Below are 16,869 nucleotides of genomic sequence, written 5' to 3'. Positions count from 1 at the left end.
ATCACCGACTTTCGTATTTACCACGTCTCTTATGGTTATTATTGTTGTGACTATTACTACTATTGCCGTTTCCACGTTTGTCATTATGACGTCCATGTCCACCACGGCCACGACCATGTTGCATTGAACGCTTCTTCTTAAACTCAGCTTCACGCTTATCGGCTTGTTCTTGTTCTTCAGGTGTTAGAACACGTTCAAAGTCAATTTGACGATGCTCAACATCAGCTCTGATCAATTTAACTTTGATTGGTTGTCCAACCTTAAAGGTCTTACCAGTACCACGACCATGCATAGACATGCTCTTTTCATCATATTCGTAGAAGTCATCCTTCATGTTTGAAATATGAATCAAACCTTCAACCGTATTATCTAATTGAATGAACATTCCAAAACTAGTTACGGAACTGACAACGGCATCAAATTCACTACCAACTTGATCGGCCATGTATTCAGTCTTCTTCAAGTCATCAACCGCACGTTCAGCATTGATAGAAATTCTTTCACGACCAGAAGTATGTTGAGCAACATCTGGTAATTTTTCTTTCCATTTAGCTTGCTCATCATCAGTAAAGCCATTAACGGCATAACTGTGAATCATACGATGAACCATCAAATCAGGATAACGTCTGATTGGTGAAGTAAAGTGAGTATAATATTTAGCAGCTAAACCAAAGTGACCCAATGGATTATCAGAATATCTAGCCTGTTGCATACTACGCAACAACATGATTGTAACAACTGGTTCTTCAGGTGTGCCAACAACTTTTGATAAAACATCTTGGAACATCTTTGGTGTAATTTCTTTCAAGTTACCTTGAACTTGTACACCCATTGCAGCAACGAATTCAAAGAAGTTCTTAACTTTTTCATCATCGGGTTTTTCATGGACACGATACAAGAATGGTACGTGTTTCAAATTATAATTCATAGCTACAGTTTCATTAGCAGCTAACATGAATGATTCGATCATCTTTTCAGATGTTCCACGTTCTCTTAACTTGATATCAATTGGCTTACCATTTTCGTCAACAATGATTTGTGCTTCAGTTTCTTCGAAGTCGATAGCACCACGTTCATGACGCTTGTTGAATAAAATTTCATGAAGGTCTGCCATGTTTTTCAACATTGGGACTAATGGTGCGTATTCTTTAGTAAGAAGTTCGTCACCCTTCAAAATTTCATTAACGTTGTTATATGTCATACGATACTTAGATCTGATCACACTAGGATAAATATCATATTTAACAATATCACCCTTGTGATTAATCTCCATATCACATGTCAAAGCCAAACGATCTTCATCCGGATTCAAAGAACAAATTCCATTAGATAATCTGAATGGCAACATTGGAATTACTCGGTCAACCAAGTAAGTACTTGTTCCACGAGCGTAGGCTTCTTGATCAATTGGTGAGCCCTCTGTGACATAGTGTGTAACATCAGCAATATGAACTTCCAAGTGGAAATTACCATTTGGCAACATATCAACACCGACGGCATCATCAAAGTCTTTTGAGTCATCCCCATCAATAGTGATAACCATATTATCAGTTAAGTCTTTACGACCTTCTTTTTCACTATCCAAAACATGGTCAGGAATTTCTTCGGCAGCTTTAAGAACTTCACTTGGAAATTCAGGATTGATATCATTATCAACCACGATCGACATAATATCGACACCAGGATCATTCTTGTTACCAATCACTTCTAGTGCTGTACCTTCCATACTTTGGGGATGTTTATCACTAGGATACTCATCAATCGAAACTTGAACCATATCACCCATTTGTGGATGAAGACCTTTATCGGAAATGAAAATCATATATGATGCAATTTTCTTTTCGTGACTTTGAATGTAACCGTAGAAACCAGTTTTTTCAACTTGTGAATCACTGTATGGATGGAATTCACCAACAACTTTTGTTAATGATCTCTCTACGATCTTAGTGATTTCACCTTCAGGTCCCTTGTCGATCCAAGGATTTGATGGTTTAGTAATTTTTACATCAACGACATCACCGTTAACAGCATGTAAAGTATTGCTTCTAGCAATAAAAGCATCAGGTTCTACTTCATCATAACGAACGAAACCGAATCCTTTATCATTGCCCTTAAATTCACCTTCAACTGTTGTTTCAGGTGCAGCCATCTTGAATTCATCTTTATTAGTTAAACTAATTTTGCTTTCGCCTTCCAAAACAGCCAAAGCTTTAACAACACGTTTAAAGGCTGAAGCCCCGTGCATTCGTAATATATCTTCTATTTGCTCAGACTTATAGCGGCGATCAGGATTACTTCTGAAAACCTCTAATATATCTGCAATTAATTTATTTTCTTTATCTGGCATTTCTATCCTCAATTATTTTCTAAAAAGTTTAACACGGCACTCTCCAATTCATGGTGAGCACTGTTGATGGTTAGGACATGTCCTGCATCATACCAATGCAATTGTGCTGTTCCAACCTTTTGAGCCACAATTTTTGCGGCATCCGGATTTACTAATTCATCACTCGTACCTTGACCAATAAAATATGGTCGATTTATTTCAGCCAAATTTTCAGTTACACCAGCGGTAGCTTTACTTATCTCTGTTAACATCGAATCTATCTTAGAATCAACAACTCTAATTTTAGAATCAATCTCAACTTCTGTTAAGCCCTGTTGAACAGAATACACCTTTTTTGCGTAGGTCATAAAGGCATTTCTAATTTCCCGAAAGTTGGTCGTATACAGTGGCGATCCGAAGACACCACCTGACACTACTTCTGGAATTTCTTCTAAAGCTTTAGTAGCAAAAATTGCCCCTAAGGATAAACCAAAAACTGAAATTTGTTTTTTCCCTTGAGCTTTTAAGAATTCCACTGCTTCAAGTGTTTGTTCCCACCAACGATCAGGTCCGCCAAGATTTAAAATATCTAATGGCTCAGGAGTTCCGTGACCGGCAAACATCGGAGCATAAGCAGAATAACCACTACGTTCCAAATACCTACCTAGTAATCGCATATCATTAGCCGTGCCTGAGAAAGAATGCAAAAGAAGAACTGCACTTGAACCCTTATCAAAATAAAACGGTTGGGGCGTTAAAATTTTCATATCACAAATGCTCCTTATAACAAAAAACCTCCTGAGTAACTTTCAGGAGGAATAAATTGCTTAGTGAGATGATAAGTATACTAGTATCAACGAGCAAACAAAAAATAATACTAGTAAAGCGTAGGTAACCTTAACCATAAAGGCTTCGAAACCACGCTTCTTTTGGTTGCTGAATAGGTCGCCACCACCACCAGACAATGCATTCAAAGCATCTTGTTGCTTTGTTGGTTGCATTAAGACGGCAATTATTATCAAAATGGAAACGATTATCAACACTGTTTCAATAACGTTATACACCTGTAAAACCTCCGTTCATGGTGTTGAAAGCTGAAATCACTTCTAAAACAATAACATAAAATGGGTCAAATTTCTAGTTAATTCCATTAATCATGTTCTTTAACTTCCGTGATATTTTAGCTCTCTGGCCAGCATTTACCATGACAACAATTCTATCGCCCGCTTTAATAAGCGTATCGCCATTAGGTATCAATTGACGTTCTCCACGATAAACTCCAACAACTAAAATATCTTTAGGAAATGGAATATCACGAATATATTTACCATCAATTGAACTACCCTCATAAATTGGCACTTCCAAACGATCAGTAAACTTGCTGACACGGTTTAGATAATCAGAATTTAAATTCAATTTTTCTTTCAATGATTCATAAATTGGTGCTCCATTTAATAGATCCACCACAATATACGCTACTAATGACAACACGGCCAAAGGCATCAAATGTTTTAATGAACCAACCATTTCAGTTACCAGAATAATGGCCGTAAATGGTGCTTTACCAATACAGGCAAAGTAACCAGCCATTGCAAAGATAATCAGATTACTTTCAAAAGCAATTGGTAATAATCCTAATTGATTCATCACCACCGCATAGATGGCACCAATAATAGCTCCCAAGTTTAAAATAGGAAGAAAAATACCACCAGGTAAACCTGATCCATACGAAATCATTGAATAAACAAATCTTAAAATTAATAATCCTAATAAGAATAAGAGACTTGTTCCATATTTATCCAGGTTGATAATGATTCCATTACCACCACCGATAAACTGTGGAACAGCCATTCCAATAGGAACAATTAGGATCAAAGGAATAATACCATGAATAAATCGAGGTAATCTGGTCTTTTCGTAAATTGAAGGCATTGCCAACAAAACGATTTGATAGAGTCGTCCCATTAATCCTAAAATAATCCCCAATATAACTAAATGCCAATAATATTTTATCGGCAAACTATATTGATATGGTACTTGTAAAACTGGTTGTAAGCCAAAGACGTAGAGTGAAATAACATTAGCGCTGACTGCACTAGCTAAAGAGGTTACCCAAACTAATGGTGAAAAATTATGATAAACCTCTTCCAAAACAAACATTGCTCCTGCAATTGGTGCACTAAATGCCGCTGCCAAACCAGCCGCTGCTCCACTAGCTATCAAGACACGTTGATTTACACCACGATTATCATGTGTTAATTCTCCAACGCCTTGTCCAATAGCTGACCCTAATTGAATTGAAGGTCCTTCACGTCCTAGAAAAAGACCAGGACCAATACTCAAAATACCTCCGACAAACTTACGCCACAAAATTGACCACCACTTCAGATGCATCTCGCCACCTAATTGAGCCTCAACTTGAGGAATACCTGAACCAGAGATATTGGGTTCTTTCTTAAGCAAATAGCCAACAAAGATTGCCACAACGATCATGGCAATCAATAAACCAATTAATAAACTTAAATTGCTTCTAGCTGTTACATAAAGCCCTTGAAAAACTTTTAATGATTGAGCTATTGACCATCTAAACATACTTACAACAATTCCTGAAATTGCTCCGACCAGAACACCTTCTAAAGTCAGTTTTAACTTCTCATTATCAGTAATTGCTATCTTCATTTTTATCCCCTACATTAAAAGTTTAGTTTTGGAACATCATAAACTGATGGCGATGGTTGATAGAAACCAGCTTCAAGCAATTCCATATCAGTCAAAATTTCTTCATCAGTTACCAGTCTTGGCTTCTTATTAACTAATGTTTGATAAACAGAATCATAATACAAACCATAATCCCCTAATGGTGTCTTAATCTGTTTTTCAATCCAATCTCCATTAGCATTACGATACTTAGCCAAACCATAATACATCGGACTATCTTCTCCAAATCCAGGTGTACCCGGCATAATACCAGCCTTAAGATCATTTTCTTGTTGGTCAGCACCATACTTGATGAATGAACCATTCATACCATGAATAGTAAAGCGAGGATACTCTTTGGCAACATCAGTACTTACTTTGACCTTAACCTTCATCTTTGTGCCATAATGCAAATCAACATCGAAATAGTTATCCACAGCATCACTAACTTCGGTGTTACGAATATCGTAAACAACTTTATCAGGACGACCAAAAATGGCAACCATACGATCCATCAAATGAATTCCTAAACCATAGAATTCACCTTGTTCTTTCGTTCCCTTACCGTTAACCGTATTAGGACGATAATAATCAATATGTGATTCAACCTCGACAATATCACCCAGGAAGCCTTGGTCAATAACTTGTTTAGCGGCCAAATAATCACCATCAAAGCGGCGATTTTGATATGGCATAACCAAAACATTATTATCTTTACCTAATTGAATTAATTCACGCGCATGATCTAAAGTATCAACAAATGGTTTTTCAACGATAACTGATTTCTTAGCTTCAATTACACTCTTAGCTAATTGATAATGTGTTTGAGCTGGAGTACAAATTGTTACTAAATCAATTTCTGGATCATTTAAAATATCATTTAAATCATTAGTGAAATTGACTCCGTTATCACGATAAGGTTTAGCCAAATTTTCATTAACTGCCTTACGTGTATAAACGGTCTTCACTTGAAAATCTTTTCGAATATTCAAATATGGTAAATGATAGCGATTGGCCGATTTACCAAATCCAATAAATGCAATTTTTAATGTCATTTAATTCTCCTCCAACTATTTCTACTTATGATTTTTACTTAAATTTGATTTTAGTAATGCTTAGCTTTCCGTCCTCCGCAACAAGAAAATTTGGCTGGAACGCCATAGGCCGACTGGAAGCTAATGGATTTGCACTTCGTGCAAATCCATGGATCTTCAAGTTCGGCCTTTACCTAAGTAATAAATTGCTAAGGTAAATTTTATGGCTGAGCCAATTTTCTTGTTGCTCCAGACTAGCATTCTATTCTATTGTTTACAATCTTAAAATTTTAGTTAGTAAAAACAGCGTTTATTTAGATATTCAATACCCTAAACCACTTAAATTCTTTTTCACTTAAACTAAAGCTCACAATATTTATCCCACTACATAGGATTGATATCAATTCCAACCAAATATAAGTAAAAACTCCACTTATATATTGTACAAAAAAATGACACAAAAAAAACAGCCCTAAGGCTGTTTTAATTAATTACTTAAAAGTAATTATTTGTTTAAGTTGTAGAAACTCTTGATACCCTTGTATTCTGATTGGTCACCAAGTTGATCTTCAATTCTCATCAATTGGTTGTACTTAGCAATACGGTCTGTACGGCTCATTGAACCAGTCTTGATTTGACCTGCGTTTGTAGCAACAACAAGGTCAGCAATTGTAGTATCTTCTGTTTCACCTGAACGGTGAGAAACAACGGCTGTGAAGCCAGCTTCTTTAGCCATTTCGATAGCTTCGAATGTTTCTGTAAGTGTACCGATTTGGTTAAGCTTGATAAGGATTGAGTTTGAAACTCCCATTTCAATACCCTTCTTCAAGTAGTCTGTGTTTGTAACGAACAAGTCATCACCAACAAGTTGTACTTTCTTACCAAGTTTAGCAGTAACTTTTTGCCAGTCTTCCCATTCGTTTTCATCGATAGGATCTTCGATTGTAACAACTGGGTACTTGTCAACGATACCATCAAGCAAGTCGATAAATTCGTCTGTTGAAAGAACAGCACCGTTTTCGCCTTCACCCTTTAGTTCGTACTTGTGAGTGTCTTTGTTGTAGAATTCTGATGAAGCACAGTCAAAACCAATAGCAACGTCGTCGCCAGGCTTGTAACCAGCTTTTTCAATAGCTTCAACCAAAATCTTGAATGGTGCTTCGTTGTTTTCTAGATCAGGAGCGAAACCACCTTCATCACCAACAGCTGTGTTCAAGCCACGGCTTTCAAGAACCTTCTTCAATGATTGGAAAGTTTCTGAACCCATACGTACGGCTTCACGCATTGATTTTGCACCAACAGGTACAATCATGAATTCTTGGAAGTCAACGTTGTTGTCAGCATGCTTACCACCATTGATAACGTTCATCATAGGTGTTGGCAATACGTGAGCATTAGGACCACCAAGGTATTCGTACAATGGAAGACCTAATTCGTCAGCAGCAGCACGAGCAGCAGCAAGTGAAACACCAAGAATAGCGTTAGCACCTAAAGTACCCTTGTTTGGTGTACCGTCAAGGTCGATCATAGCTTGGTCAATGGCACGTTGGTCAGTAACGTCCATGCCGATAACCTTTTTAGCAATCTTGTCGTTTACGTTAGCAACGGCTTTAAGAACACCCTTACCACCAAAACGTGATTTGTCGCCATCACGTAATTCAACAGCTTCGTGTTCACCAGTTGAAGCACCTGATGGAACAAGTGCGCGGCCAAAGCCACCTAGTTCAGTATATAGTTCAACTTCAACAGTTGGGTTACCACGTGAATCAAGAACTTCACGGCCTAAAATATCAGTAATTACAGACATATTTTAAAAATCTCCTTTATGATTTTAATACAACACAATTTTAACCTTTTTGGCACTTAAAATAAATAACTTATATAAAACTAATTATTTATTGAAGTTAGCCAAAGCGATATATGATTCTGGATCCATTGATGCACCACCAACAAGTCCACCATCAATATCTTCTTTAGCCATTAATTCTTTAACGTTAGCAGGTTTTAAAGAACCACCGTAAAGAATACGTACTTTATCAGCAGTGTCAGCATCGTACAAGCTAGCAATCTTTTCACGGATTACGTGAACCATTTCTTGTGCTTGATCAGCAGTAGCAGTCTTACCAGTACCGATAGCCCAGATTGGTTCGTAAGCGATAACTGATTTAGCCAAGTCAGCAGCAGAAATGCCTTTAACAGCATTTTCGATTTGACCTGTTACCCAGTCTTCAGCTTTTCCAGCTTCACGTTGTTCTAGTGTTTCACCACAGCAAATGATAGGTAGCATGTTGTTCTTCAAGATAGCAAGAGCTTTCTTGTTGATGTCTTCATCAGTTTCACCGAAGTATTGTCTTCTTTCTGAGTGACCAATGATTACATAGTCGATGCCCATTTCATCAAGTGCCTTAGGTGAAGTTTCACCAGTAAATGCACCAGCATCTTCAAAGTATGAGTTTTCAGCAGCTGTCTTCAATGGTGTGCCTTCTGCACCTGCAACAAGTGTTGTAAGGTCGATGGCTGGAGCACCAATGATAGTTTCAACGCCAGATTCTGGCAACTTACCTTTGATACCGTCTAAAAATTCTTGGGTTTCTTTAGGATTCTTGTTCATCTTCCAGTTACCCGCAATAATAGGTGTACGCATAAATTAATTCTCCTCTGAAAAATAATAATTATTTATCTGAAATTGAGTCGATACCAGGTAATACTTTACCTTCAAGGTATTCTAGTGAAGCACCACCACCAGTTGAGATGTGTGTTAGCTTATCAGCAATACCAAGACTCTTAGCAGCAGCAGTTGAGTCACCACCACCAACAATAGTAATAGCATCTGTTAGGCTACCCATAGCACGTCCAACTTCTAGTGTACCTTCAGCAAACTTGCTCATTTCGAATGCACCCATTGGTCCATTCCATACAACAGTCTTTGCACCAGCTAATTTGTCTTGGAACAATTTAACTGTCTTAGGTCCGATATCAAGAGCCATTTCGTCATCAGGAATATCAACACCATCAGTAGTTGTTGCATCAGCATCATTTGAGAATTCTTTAGCAACGATGTGGTCTACAGGAAGAACAATCTTGTCGCCAGCTTTTTGAAGGAGGTCTTTAGCTAGTTCAACTTTGTCTTCTTCGAATAGAGACTTACCAATCTTGTGGCCTTGAGCAGCTAAGAATGTATAAGCCATACCACCACCGATTAAGATGTGGTCTGATTTTGGAATTAAGTTTTCAATAACACCGATCTTATCTGAAACCTTTGCACCACCAAGAATTGTTACGAATGGGTGTACAGGATTGTCAACGGCGTTACCTAAAAACTTGATTTCCTTTTCCATTAAGAAACCAGCAGCAACTGGCTTGCCAGCAGCCTTCATAGCTGTTGAGATACCAACGTTTGAAGCATGGCTTCTGTGGGCTGTACCGAAAGCATCGTTGATAAATACGTCACCAAGTGATGCCCAGTATTCGCCAAGTTTAGGATCATTCTTGCTTTCACGTTTGCCGAAGTCGTTATCGATATCTTGGAAACGAGTGTTTTCCATCAATAGGATTTGACCGTCTTTAAGACCGTTGATAGCATCTTCAAGTTCTTTACCTTCGTTAGTTGGTACGAACTCTACAGGCATACCGCTTAATTCTTGAAGTTTAGCAGCAACTGGCTTCAATGATAAAGCTTTCTTGTCTTCGTCACTCTTAATACGACCCAAGTGAGATAGCAAGATAACCTTTCCACCATGTTCTGAAACATATTTGATTGTTGGGATAGCACCAACGATACGATTTGTATCGCCGACAACACCATCTTTAATAGGAACGTTGAAATCTACACGCATCAAGACTTTTTTGCCTTTTACGTCAACGTCAGAAACAATAAGTTTAGCCATTGTAAATAAATCCTCCAATATTTTCCTTAAAAAAAAGCGGAAGGAGTTTTCCTCCCTCCGCCAATTTAAATCACACTAAATTAGGTTTTCGTGATTACTAGTTTAGATTAATGAATTAGTCTAATGTAGCAAACTTTTCAAGTGTACGAACCATTTGTGCTGTAAATCCTGATTCATTGTCATACCAAGCAACAGTCTTTACAACTTGTGCGTCGCCCTTACCAACAATTTGTGTTTGTGTTGGGTCAAAGATTGAACCGAATGATGTACCGATAACGTCTGAAGATACGATTTCATCATCGTTGTAACCGAATGAAGGGTTGTTTTCTGTATACTTCTTGATTGCAGCATTAACTTCGTCAACTGTAACTTCTTTACCAAGAGTTGCAACTAATTCTGTAACTGAACCTGTGATAACTGGAACACGTTGTGCATGTCCATCAAGCTTACCCTTCAATGCAGGAACAACAAGACCTAAGGCCTTAGCAGCACCAGTTGAATGAGGGATGATGTTAGCAGCAGCAGCACGTGCAGCACGAACATTACCTTTACGTTCTGGACCATCTTGAAGTTTTTGTGTAGCTGTGTAAGCATGGATTGTTGTCATTGTACCAGCTTTAATACCGAATTCTTCGTTTACGGCATTTGCTAGAGGTGCAAGACAGTTTGTTGTACATGAACCAGCTGAAGCGATCTTAACGTCGTTTGTTAGGATGTCATCGTTAACACCATAAACAACTGTAGGCATGTCACCTGATGGAGCTGAGATCAATACACGTTTTGCACCGGCATCCAAGTGAGCTTGTGCTTTTTCTGTTGATGTGTAGAATCCAGTACATTCAAGAACAATGTCAACACCGTCGTTAGCAACCCATTTAAGGTCTGCAGCGTTCATTTCAGCATATACAGGGATCTTCTTACCGTCAACAACGATAGCGTTGTCAGCAGCTTCAATCTTATCGATTTCGAAGTTACCATGAGCTGTATCATACTTCAATAGGTGAGCAAGCATAGCAGGTGAAGTTAAATCGTTAATTGCAACAACTTCCAAATCTGTCTTGCCAGCTGCTTGAAGTGCAGCAATACGGCGGAATGCCAAACGACCGATACGGCCAAATCCATTAATACCAACTTTTGTAGTCATACAAAAATTCCTCCTTCAGGAAATAAAAAAAATATTATTTTAAAGGGTTATCCCTTAAAATCAGTTTTGAGGCACCTTCATCAGTAATTAAGATTGTATGATGAGGTGCGTTTTTCATATATGATTGAATCGCGTTAGCTTTACTCTCGCCACCGGCAATCGCAATCACATATTCTATTCTATCAAGGTCCCGGACATGAAGTCCAATCCTAGGTACCTTATAAACAAGTTTACCACTTTGATCAAAGAAATCACCAAATGCTTCTGCAACAGCTCTTCCACTGTCTACTACATTCTGTTCTTTAGAAGAAAGATTTCTTCTCTCAGCCATAACACTTGCAGTGCCAATGCTGTGAATAACAACATTACTTCTATATATTAAATCAAGAACCGACTTAATTGAAGTCTCTTTTTGCAAAGATTCGAAACTTTTTTCAGAAATATCTTCTGGAAGATACAATGCCCGGTACTGACCCTGTGTTCTAGAAGCCATTTCCGCACAAACACTGTTAGCTTGAATTGCAACTGACTCACCAACACCACCACGAGCTGGTAAAAATACCAGTTGACGGTTCTTTGACAAATCAGAAGAAAGATTTCTTGCAACTTGAGCCAAGGTGCTACCACCTGTAACAGAGATCATTGACTGTCCTGTCGGTAACAGTGTCCCTAAAAGTTGATTAAGCCTTCTACCAAATGAATCAACCACACGATGTTGCTTATCAGCATTACCCGGTAAAACAATACATCTACTGATTCCAAGCTTACTACTCAATTGTTTCTCCAATAAAGCAGTTCCTTGATAATCGGCTAATACATCTGTCAATCTAATTACAACGTCGCTACCTGTCTTTGTCAAAGACATTCCAGATTTCGAAGAAATAATCAAACCTTGCTTTCTCAACAAGTCAGTTTCTGTTCTTAACCCACGTTCAGTAATGTTAAGATCATCAGCTAACACTCTGCGCCCGATAGGCTCCATTAATGAGATACTCTGAAGTATTTTAAATCGCTTTTCCAGAGTCTTAATGAAGTCTGGGGCAACTAAATCCAGCAATTCTAAATCTTCATTATTAGTCATTTGATATACTCCATGGGGCAAGTCCTGTCCCTGTATGTCTGTTTACGACCCATGTACTCAAAAAATAAAAGCCCAGATGATTAAATCTCATCTCCTAAGCACAACTAATAGTATAAACTCTCTTGTGAATATTTCAAGTAATATGCGATAAAAAGTGAAAGTTATATTAATTTTTTTAGAGATTTACTTTTTACCCTATGATGAGCTAGAATTATATTGTGCTTGCGCTGCTAGTGTAATGGATAGCACACAGGATTCCGGTTCCTGGGATGTGGGTTCGACTCCCACGTGGCGCATAATTGTTTCACAAAGTCTTAACTGTAAGTGTTGATAATTCAACATTCTAATTGTTTTATGACTATAACAGGAATTATTCTATGCAAAAACAAGATAATCTTTCGGGTTTTACTCCTGAGATTATCTTGTTTTTTATTTTCTACTGCTACTAAGAACAAAATGACGTAAAACCTGATTAAATTCGTCGGGAACTTCAGCCATAATATCGTGTCCACTATTATCCATAGTAAATGTTTTGATTTTAGGATTAGTTTTTGCTACTACCTCACCAAAACGATAATCAAAGTATGGACTCTGTTTGGCAACGATTAGGGTTACTGGTACCTGAGTGTTGGTTAATGCGCTGCGCCAATCTTTTTGCACGTGATCAAATAACAACGGCAAAGTTCCTTCTCTATCAAACGGATGCATAGCCTTAGCTTGATTTAAATCCTCGAAAACTCGATTATCCAATCCATGCAATGTTTCATGAACGTTATTTTTTTGAACTAATTTAGATTGGAAGTTATCAGCTGTTATATCTTCAAACCCGTACGTCCAATTTTTATCATTTAACATTTTGGGAGACTGATCAATAGCCATGACTGCTTTAACTTTATTATTCCTTTGTAAATAGCTATAGCAAACACTGGCTCCCATTGAGTGACCTATTAAAATTGGATTATCCAACTTCAAATAACTAATTAAAGTTTCTAAATCATCCGTTAACTGCTTTAACGTTAAATTTTTATCAGTCCGTTGTGATTGTCCATGATTACGATGATCATACGTAATTATTTGATAACGCATCCCTAAAAAGTATTCTACTTGTAAATTCCAAATTTCTTGATAGCCACCAAATCCTTCAACAAAAATAATTGGTTGTCCCTGTCCATGGACTTGATAATTAAGTCGTACTCCATCATTTGTAACTAGTTCCATATATTTTCTCCTTAAATCCCATATCGAAAATCACTCTTTACCCACTATATTGCACTCAAAAACATTTATCCACCCGAAAAAAATTCCACCAACCTATTTAGATTGATGGAACTTTTTATTTTAACCAAGGATCTCTTACTAAAATTGGATTCTGCAAGGTTTTCATCATAATGGTCGAAGTACTATTTGCGTACTCTTCCAAAGAAAACCCATTGTTTCCTTGAATAACTTGCAAATCAGCATGAACTCCGAATTGATTTAGTCTCTTCAATAATTCACTAGCCACTTGTTTGCTAATTTCTTGTTTCGGTAACCAAACTAAGTCTAAATCACTCGTCATTTTGGCCGCAGGAGTACCAGTTGCTAATTCAAAGCCAACACTGCCACTAATCCCCCAGCGATAATCGTGCAAAATTTCATTAACTTTTGGTAATGCCTTAATAGCTGGCAGCACTTGACGCTCCAGAGTAACCTCTTTCCAAGTTCTCTTTTCGACCAATTGATATGGCGTTGTAACTTCCAAAACATTTTTAGGATCAACATATGTTGCAAAACGATGTTCCCGTTTCATCCCTCTAACGCCAACAGGAATTAGTTCCGCTTTTACAGGACTACGTCTCACAACAACTGTCAAAGAATTGGGAAAAATAGAGTTAGCCCAGCTTGGCAATTCGTCTGACAAAGCCGAAGTAGAATCAATTTTTAACAAGTCATGTGGATTAATTTCTACCATTGTTCATCAACTAGTTTACGAACTTTTAAGGTTGCCTTACGTCCACTTTCTTTAGCAATTGGTGTTTCATAACGGAAATGAAGTGTTCTATCGCCATTTAAACCGTCGATAGCATCATCAATAATTTGATTGATTTTTACAACATTTTCGTCAGTTGCTTCCCATGAACCGATACCCTTAACTAGCTTGTACAAAGCACCAAGTTTTTCATAGTTATCAATATCATAAGCCATAGCTGGAACATGTTTTGTAGCTTCTTCTAATTCAGCAATAGTTCTTTGTGTAATACGAGCGGCACTAGCCTTTGACATAGCTTGAATAGTAATTGAATCATCATCCAAAGCAATCATACGGTTAGATTGTAGGCCATGAGCTAAGAAACCACCGGATACAGCATCACCAGGAATAAAGTCAATTACTGGATGACCTGCTTGTCTAGCTTTAGCATAAGCAGCTGCACTAGAACCTAAAGCAACATGAATACCAATCAATTCTTCTTGATAGCCATAAGCTTGACTAGGTACATCAACAATCAAGATAATTGGACGTTTAACATCTTTATCCTTATCTTCAGCAACAACCTTATTAATGACACTAGCAACTGCGAAACCTTCTTGTAATCCAACTTCACCATTTCTAACACGTGGAAATTTATTATCAGCATCGGGCACAATAGCAACATATTCCTTGCCATCTTTTTGTGCATGCAAAACTGTTGAAACAGAGCTAGTAGCATTCTTGATACCAGTCATCTTTTCAAACCAAGCGCGACCACGACTCTTAGTGCCCTCTTTAGAACTAGCTACAGCTTCTGGAATATCATGTTTTTTTACTTTAACATTTTTATAGAGTTTATCGTAAGTTTCAATATCTAGTTTCTTGCTTAAATCCAATTGATCTAACAAACTGAGATAGAAATCGACATTTTCGGTACGATGAGCATCCTTTCTAGTCTTAATTTCATTGATGATTGAATTTTTAACATTATCCACTGTATCATCAACAACTTCATCAACTAAACCAGTTGCTAATCTTTGCTTAGTACCTAAAGTGTTCCAGATCAAATCTTTATCACTAGAATCAAATTCACGGACACCAGCTTCTTGTTCAATAACTTCTGGTCCATTTAGAGCAATTCTGGCCTTATTAGTAGCAATCAAATATGACAAGATTGAAGCTGTAATTGACATACCACCGAAAGATCCAACACGTCCTGGTACTAAACCAATTACTGGAACATACTTCTTTAAAGCAATAACGGCATTTTGGATTTCTGAAATAGATAGCAAACCATAGTTAGCTTCTTGCAAGCGGACACCACCAGTATCCAAGATAATAATTGGATAGATAGTCTTACCATTCTTATTATCTTCTAAAGCCTTTTCCAAAGCTGCAACAATCTTGGCACCGCTGACTTCACCGATACCACCGCCTTGGAATTTACCTTCAATGGAAACAACTAAAACGTTATTACCATCGATTGTACCTTTCATTAAAACAATTCCGTCATCACTTTCAGGAACAATATTTTGAGGTTCCAAATGTGGTGAGATCATATTATCAAGTGGTCCAACCATTTCCTTGGAAGTACCTGCATCTAATAATGAAAGCGCACGTTCACGTGCATGTAATTCAACAAAACTATTTTTCATCTTTTAGTTCCTCCAATGCTTGAGTTAAACGAAGATTAACAACTCCTGGAGTTGAACCAAAGTCATTAATTTCAATATTGGCTTGAATTGGATATCTGTCAAAGAAACGTTTCAAGACATTTGCCCAAACTTCTTTGAAACCATCACTACCAGTTACGATATTAACTTCTGTCTTCTTGTCTGTTGGTCTAAAAATAACTTCGAGATCACCAGATGCAACAACGCCGACATGGACTGGTTTAGCAATTGCATCAGTTGTATCGAAATTAAAATGTAATTTTTCCATTTTTTTCTCCGTTTCTAATTTAAATGTTTTAAGAAGTAACTTGCAGCGAACAGATCTGCACAGCCACCGGGTGAAATATTGTATTTTTGTGTAAATTTTTGAAGGATTTGAAATTTTGGATTGTCTAACACAGTTTGTTTAGAAACAACAATTTGTGCTGACAAAGTTTGAAATTCTTGTAAAACTTGTAAATTACTACGATACACAACGTTTGTATCATTAACATTGCTATACAAAAGTAGTAATCGTTTCAGCCAAGTATCGTAATCATCTGCTTCTGGTTGAAAACTCAATACTTTAGAGACGTTGGCAAATCCACTTTGAGCTTCGCCTTTAGCACCATTTAAAGCGTACTTCTGTTTAGTGATCATCCCATGAGTTTTCTTAGTTGTCTGAACATATTTATCAGGCATTCTCGATAACTTTTTTACTCCAGCAAAGATAGTTTCCAAGTCATCTGTTTGTAAACTACTGATTACGCTGACCAAAAGTCCCATACTCCAAATAGCTCCTTTGTGAGTATTGATTCCATTGGTTGCTGTAAACATATCTTTTTCAGCCACACGGCCTATTCGACCTATCTCTTCACGTAAAGCTAGATCTAAGGGGTGTTGGTATGAAACCTGAATCATTTCTTCAAAACCAGCTAACAAACTATCAGCAGATTTGTAAAACAAATCAATATCCATATCCGTATGAGAACCATTTGACTTTGCATCAACTAATCCCGGCTTAGGTGAGAATGATACTTCCCACTTCAATGCGGTAACTGCTTGTTGAGCTAATTTTAAATACTTAGTTTCAATCATTG

The 16,869-nt window shown here is 37.4% G+C and carries 15 protein-coding genes and 1 tRNA gene; 1 reads left to right on the top strand and 15 read right to left on the bottom strand.

The annotated features are described in order from the left end of the window. Nucleotide 1: 1 nt before the first annotated feature. The 10 genes from rnr to ATN92_RS06875 all read right to left on the bottom strand — a co-directional run bounded on the left by rnr (nucleotide 2) and on the right by ATN92_RS06875 (nucleotide 12,169). Nucleotides 2-2,347: a ribonuclease R gene (rnr, locus tag ATN92_RS06920; protein WP_056954001.1), complete on the bottom strand. Its 2,346-nt coding sequence runs from the start codon at nucleotides 2,345-2,347 to the stop codon at nucleotides 2-4. A gap of 8 nt (nucleotides 2,348-2,355) precedes the next feature. Then, nucleotides 2,356-3,093: an alpha/beta hydrolase gene (locus tag ATN92_RS06915; protein ID WP_056953999.1), complete on the bottom strand. Its 738-nt coding sequence runs from the start codon at nucleotides 3,091-3,093 to the stop codon at nucleotides 2,356-2,358. A gap of 60 nt (nucleotides 3,094-3,153) precedes the next feature. Then, the gene (secG, locus tag ATN92_RS06910) at nucleotides 3,154-3,390 is read right to left on the bottom strand and encodes a preprotein translocase subunit SecG (RefSeq protein ID WP_056953998.1); all 237 of its coding nucleotides are present in this window, start codon (nucleotides 3,388-3,390) and stop codon (nucleotides 3,154-3,156) included. Between the two features lie 73 nt (nucleotides 3,391-3,463). Further along, nucleotides 3,464-5,005, bottom strand: coding sequence for a ClC family H(+)/Cl(-) exchange transporter (locus ATN92_RS06905; RefSeq protein ID WP_056953996.1), 1,542 nt, complete (start codon nucleotides 5,003-5,005; stop codon nucleotides 3,464-3,466). A 14-nt stretch (nucleotides 5,006-5,019) separates the two neighbouring features. Further along, the gene (locus tag ATN92_RS06900) at nucleotides 5,020-6,078 is read right to left on the bottom strand and encodes an oxidoreductase (RefSeq protein WP_056953994.1); all 1,059 of its coding nucleotides are present in this window, start codon (nucleotides 6,076-6,078) and stop codon (nucleotides 5,020-5,022) included. Nucleotides 6,079-6,562: 484 nt separating this feature from the next. Then, nucleotides 6,563-7,864, bottom strand: a complete 1,302-nt coding sequence (eno, locus tag ATN92_RS06895; protein WP_054643119.1) for a phosphopyruvate hydratase — start codon at nucleotides 7,862-7,864, stop codon at nucleotides 6,563-6,565. 84 nt (nucleotides 7,865-7,948) lie between these two features. Further along, nucleotides 7,949-8,701 (bottom strand): triose-phosphate isomerase, encoded by a 753-nt coding sequence (tpiA, locus tag ATN92_RS06890; RefSeq protein ID WP_056953992.1) that lies wholly within the window; start codon nucleotides 8,699-8,701, stop codon nucleotides 7,949-7,951. Between the two features lie 28 nt (nucleotides 8,702-8,729). Then, nucleotides 8,730-9,944 carry a phosphoglycerate kinase gene (locus tag ATN92_RS06885; protein WP_056953990.1) on the bottom strand — a complete coding sequence of 405 codons (1,215 nt, stop codon included), beginning with the start codon at nucleotides 9,942-9,944 and terminating at the stop codon, nucleotides 8,730-8,732. Nucleotides 9,945-10,059: 115 nt separating this feature from the next. Then, a complete protein-coding gene (gene gap / locus ATN92_RS06880; protein WP_056953988.1) occupies nucleotides 10,060-11,088 on the bottom strand; it encodes a type I glyceraldehyde-3-phosphate dehydrogenase in 1,029 nt (342 codons plus the stop codon). A gap of 34 nt (nucleotides 11,089-11,122) precedes the next feature. Then, the gene (locus ATN92_RS06875) at nucleotides 11,123-12,169 is read right to left on the bottom strand and encodes a sugar-binding transcriptional regulator (protein WP_056953986.1); all 1,047 of its coding nucleotides are present in this window, start codon (nucleotides 12,167-12,169) and stop codon (nucleotides 11,123-11,125) included. 224 nt (nucleotides 12,170-12,393) lie between these two features. Between ATN92_RS06875 and ATN92_RS06870 the strand changes: the two genes are divergently transcribed. After that, a tRNA-Arg gene (locus ATN92_RS06870) sits at nucleotides 12,394-12,465 on the top strand. 133 nt (nucleotides 12,466-12,598) lie between these two features. Here ATN92_RS06870 and ATN92_RS06865 read toward each other — a convergent pair. The 5 genes from ATN92_RS06865 to ATN92_RS06845 all read right to left on the bottom strand — a co-directional run bounded on the left by ATN92_RS06865 (nucleotide 12,599) and on the right by ATN92_RS06845 (nucleotide 16,867). After that, the gene (locus ATN92_RS06865) at nucleotides 12,599-13,387 is read right to left on the bottom strand and encodes an alpha/beta fold hydrolase (protein WP_056953983.1); all 789 of its coding nucleotides are present in this window, start codon (nucleotides 13,385-13,387) and stop codon (nucleotides 12,599-12,601) included. 115 nt (nucleotides 13,388-13,502) lie between these two features. Next, complete coding sequence (locus ATN92_RS06860) at nucleotides 13,503-14,120, bottom strand: malonate decarboxylase holo-ACP synthase (RefSeq protein ID WP_056953981.1); 618 nt, start codon at nucleotides 14,118-14,120, stop codon at nucleotides 13,503-13,505. Then, nucleotides 14,114-15,772: a biotin-independent malonate decarboxylase subunit beta gene (mdcD, locus tag ATN92_RS06855; RefSeq protein WP_056953980.1), complete on the bottom strand. Its 1,659-nt coding sequence runs from the start codon at nucleotides 15,770-15,772 to the stop codon at nucleotides 14,114-14,116. Before mdcD ends, ATN92_RS06860 begins: the two co-directional genes overlap by 7 nt. Then, complete coding sequence (locus ATN92_RS06850) at nucleotides 15,762-16,058, bottom strand: malonate decarboxylase subunit delta (protein WP_025085080.1); 297 nt, start codon at nucleotides 16,056-16,058, stop codon at nucleotides 15,762-15,764. The genes mdcD and ATN92_RS06850 overlap by 11 nt, the downstream gene beginning before the upstream one ends. A gap of 14 nt (nucleotides 16,059-16,072) precedes the next feature. After that, nucleotides 16,073-16,867 carry a triphosphoribosyl-dephospho-CoA synthase gene (locus ATN92_RS06845; RefSeq protein ID WP_056953979.1) on the bottom strand — a complete coding sequence of 265 codons (795 nt, stop codon included), beginning with the start codon at nucleotides 16,865-16,867 and terminating at the stop codon, nucleotides 16,073-16,075. Nucleotides 16,868-16,869 lie beyond the last annotated feature (2 nt).

This window comes from Companilactobacillus bobalius, from assembly GCF_009764355.1.
The sequence above is the reverse complement of the archived record's forward strand: the minus strand, read 5'-3'. Positions and strand labels throughout refer to the sequence as shown.

Excerpts from the sequence above, each read along its gene's own strand:
- ATN92_RS06905 (WP_056953996.1), bottom strand. The coding sequence starts at position 5,005 with ATGAAGATAGCAATTACTGATAATGAGAAGTTAAAACTGACTTTAGAA.
- ATN92_RS06885 (WP_056953990.1), bottom strand. The coding sequence starts at position 9,944 with ATGGCTAAACTTATTGTTTCTGACGTTGACGTAAAAGGCAAAAAAGTC.
- eno (WP_054643119.1), bottom strand. The coding sequence starts at position 7,864 with ATGTCTGTAATTACTGATATTTTAGGCCGTGAAGTTCTTGATTCACGT.
- ATN92_RS06845 (WP_056953979.1), bottom strand. The coding sequence starts at position 16,867 with ATGATTGAAACTAAGTATTTAAAATTAGCTCAACAAGCAGTTACCGCA.
- ATN92_RS06915 (WP_056953999.1), bottom strand. The coding sequence starts at position 3,093 with ATGAAAATTTTAACGCCCCAACCGTTTTATTTTGATAAGGGTTCAAGT.
- tpiA (WP_056953992.1), bottom strand. The coding sequence starts at position 8,701 with ATGCGTACACCTATTATTGCGGGTAACTGGAAGATGAACAAGAATCCT.
- ATN92_RS06860 (WP_056953981.1), bottom strand. The coding sequence starts at position 14,120 with ATGGTAGAAATTAATCCACATGACTTGTTAAAAATTGATTCTACTTCG.
- rnr (WP_056954001.1), bottom strand. The coding sequence starts at position 2,347 with ATGCCAGATAAAGAAAATAAATTAATTGCAGATATATTAGAGGTTTTC.
- ATN92_RS06850 (WP_025085080.1), bottom strand. The coding sequence starts at position 16,058 with ATGGAAAAATTACATTTTAATTTCGATACAACTGATGCAATTGCTAAA.
- ATN92_RS06875 (WP_056953986.1), bottom strand. The coding sequence starts at position 12,169 with ATGACTAATAATGAAGATTTAGAATTGCTGGATTTAGTTGCCCCAGAC.
- gap (WP_056953988.1), bottom strand. The coding sequence starts at position 11,088 with ATGACTACAAAAGTTGGTATTAATGGATTTGGCCGTATCGGTCGTTTG.
- ATN92_RS06900 (WP_056953994.1), bottom strand. The coding sequence starts at position 6,078 with ATGACATTAAAAATTGCATTTATTGGATTTGGTAAATCGGCCAATCGC.
- mdcD (WP_056953980.1), bottom strand. The coding sequence starts at position 15,772 with ATGAAAAATAGTTTTGTTGAATTACATGCACGTGAACGTGCGCTTTCA.
- ATN92_RS06865 (WP_056953983.1), bottom strand. The coding sequence starts at position 13,387 with ATGGAACTAGTTACAAATGATGGAGTACGACTTAATTATCAAGTCCAT.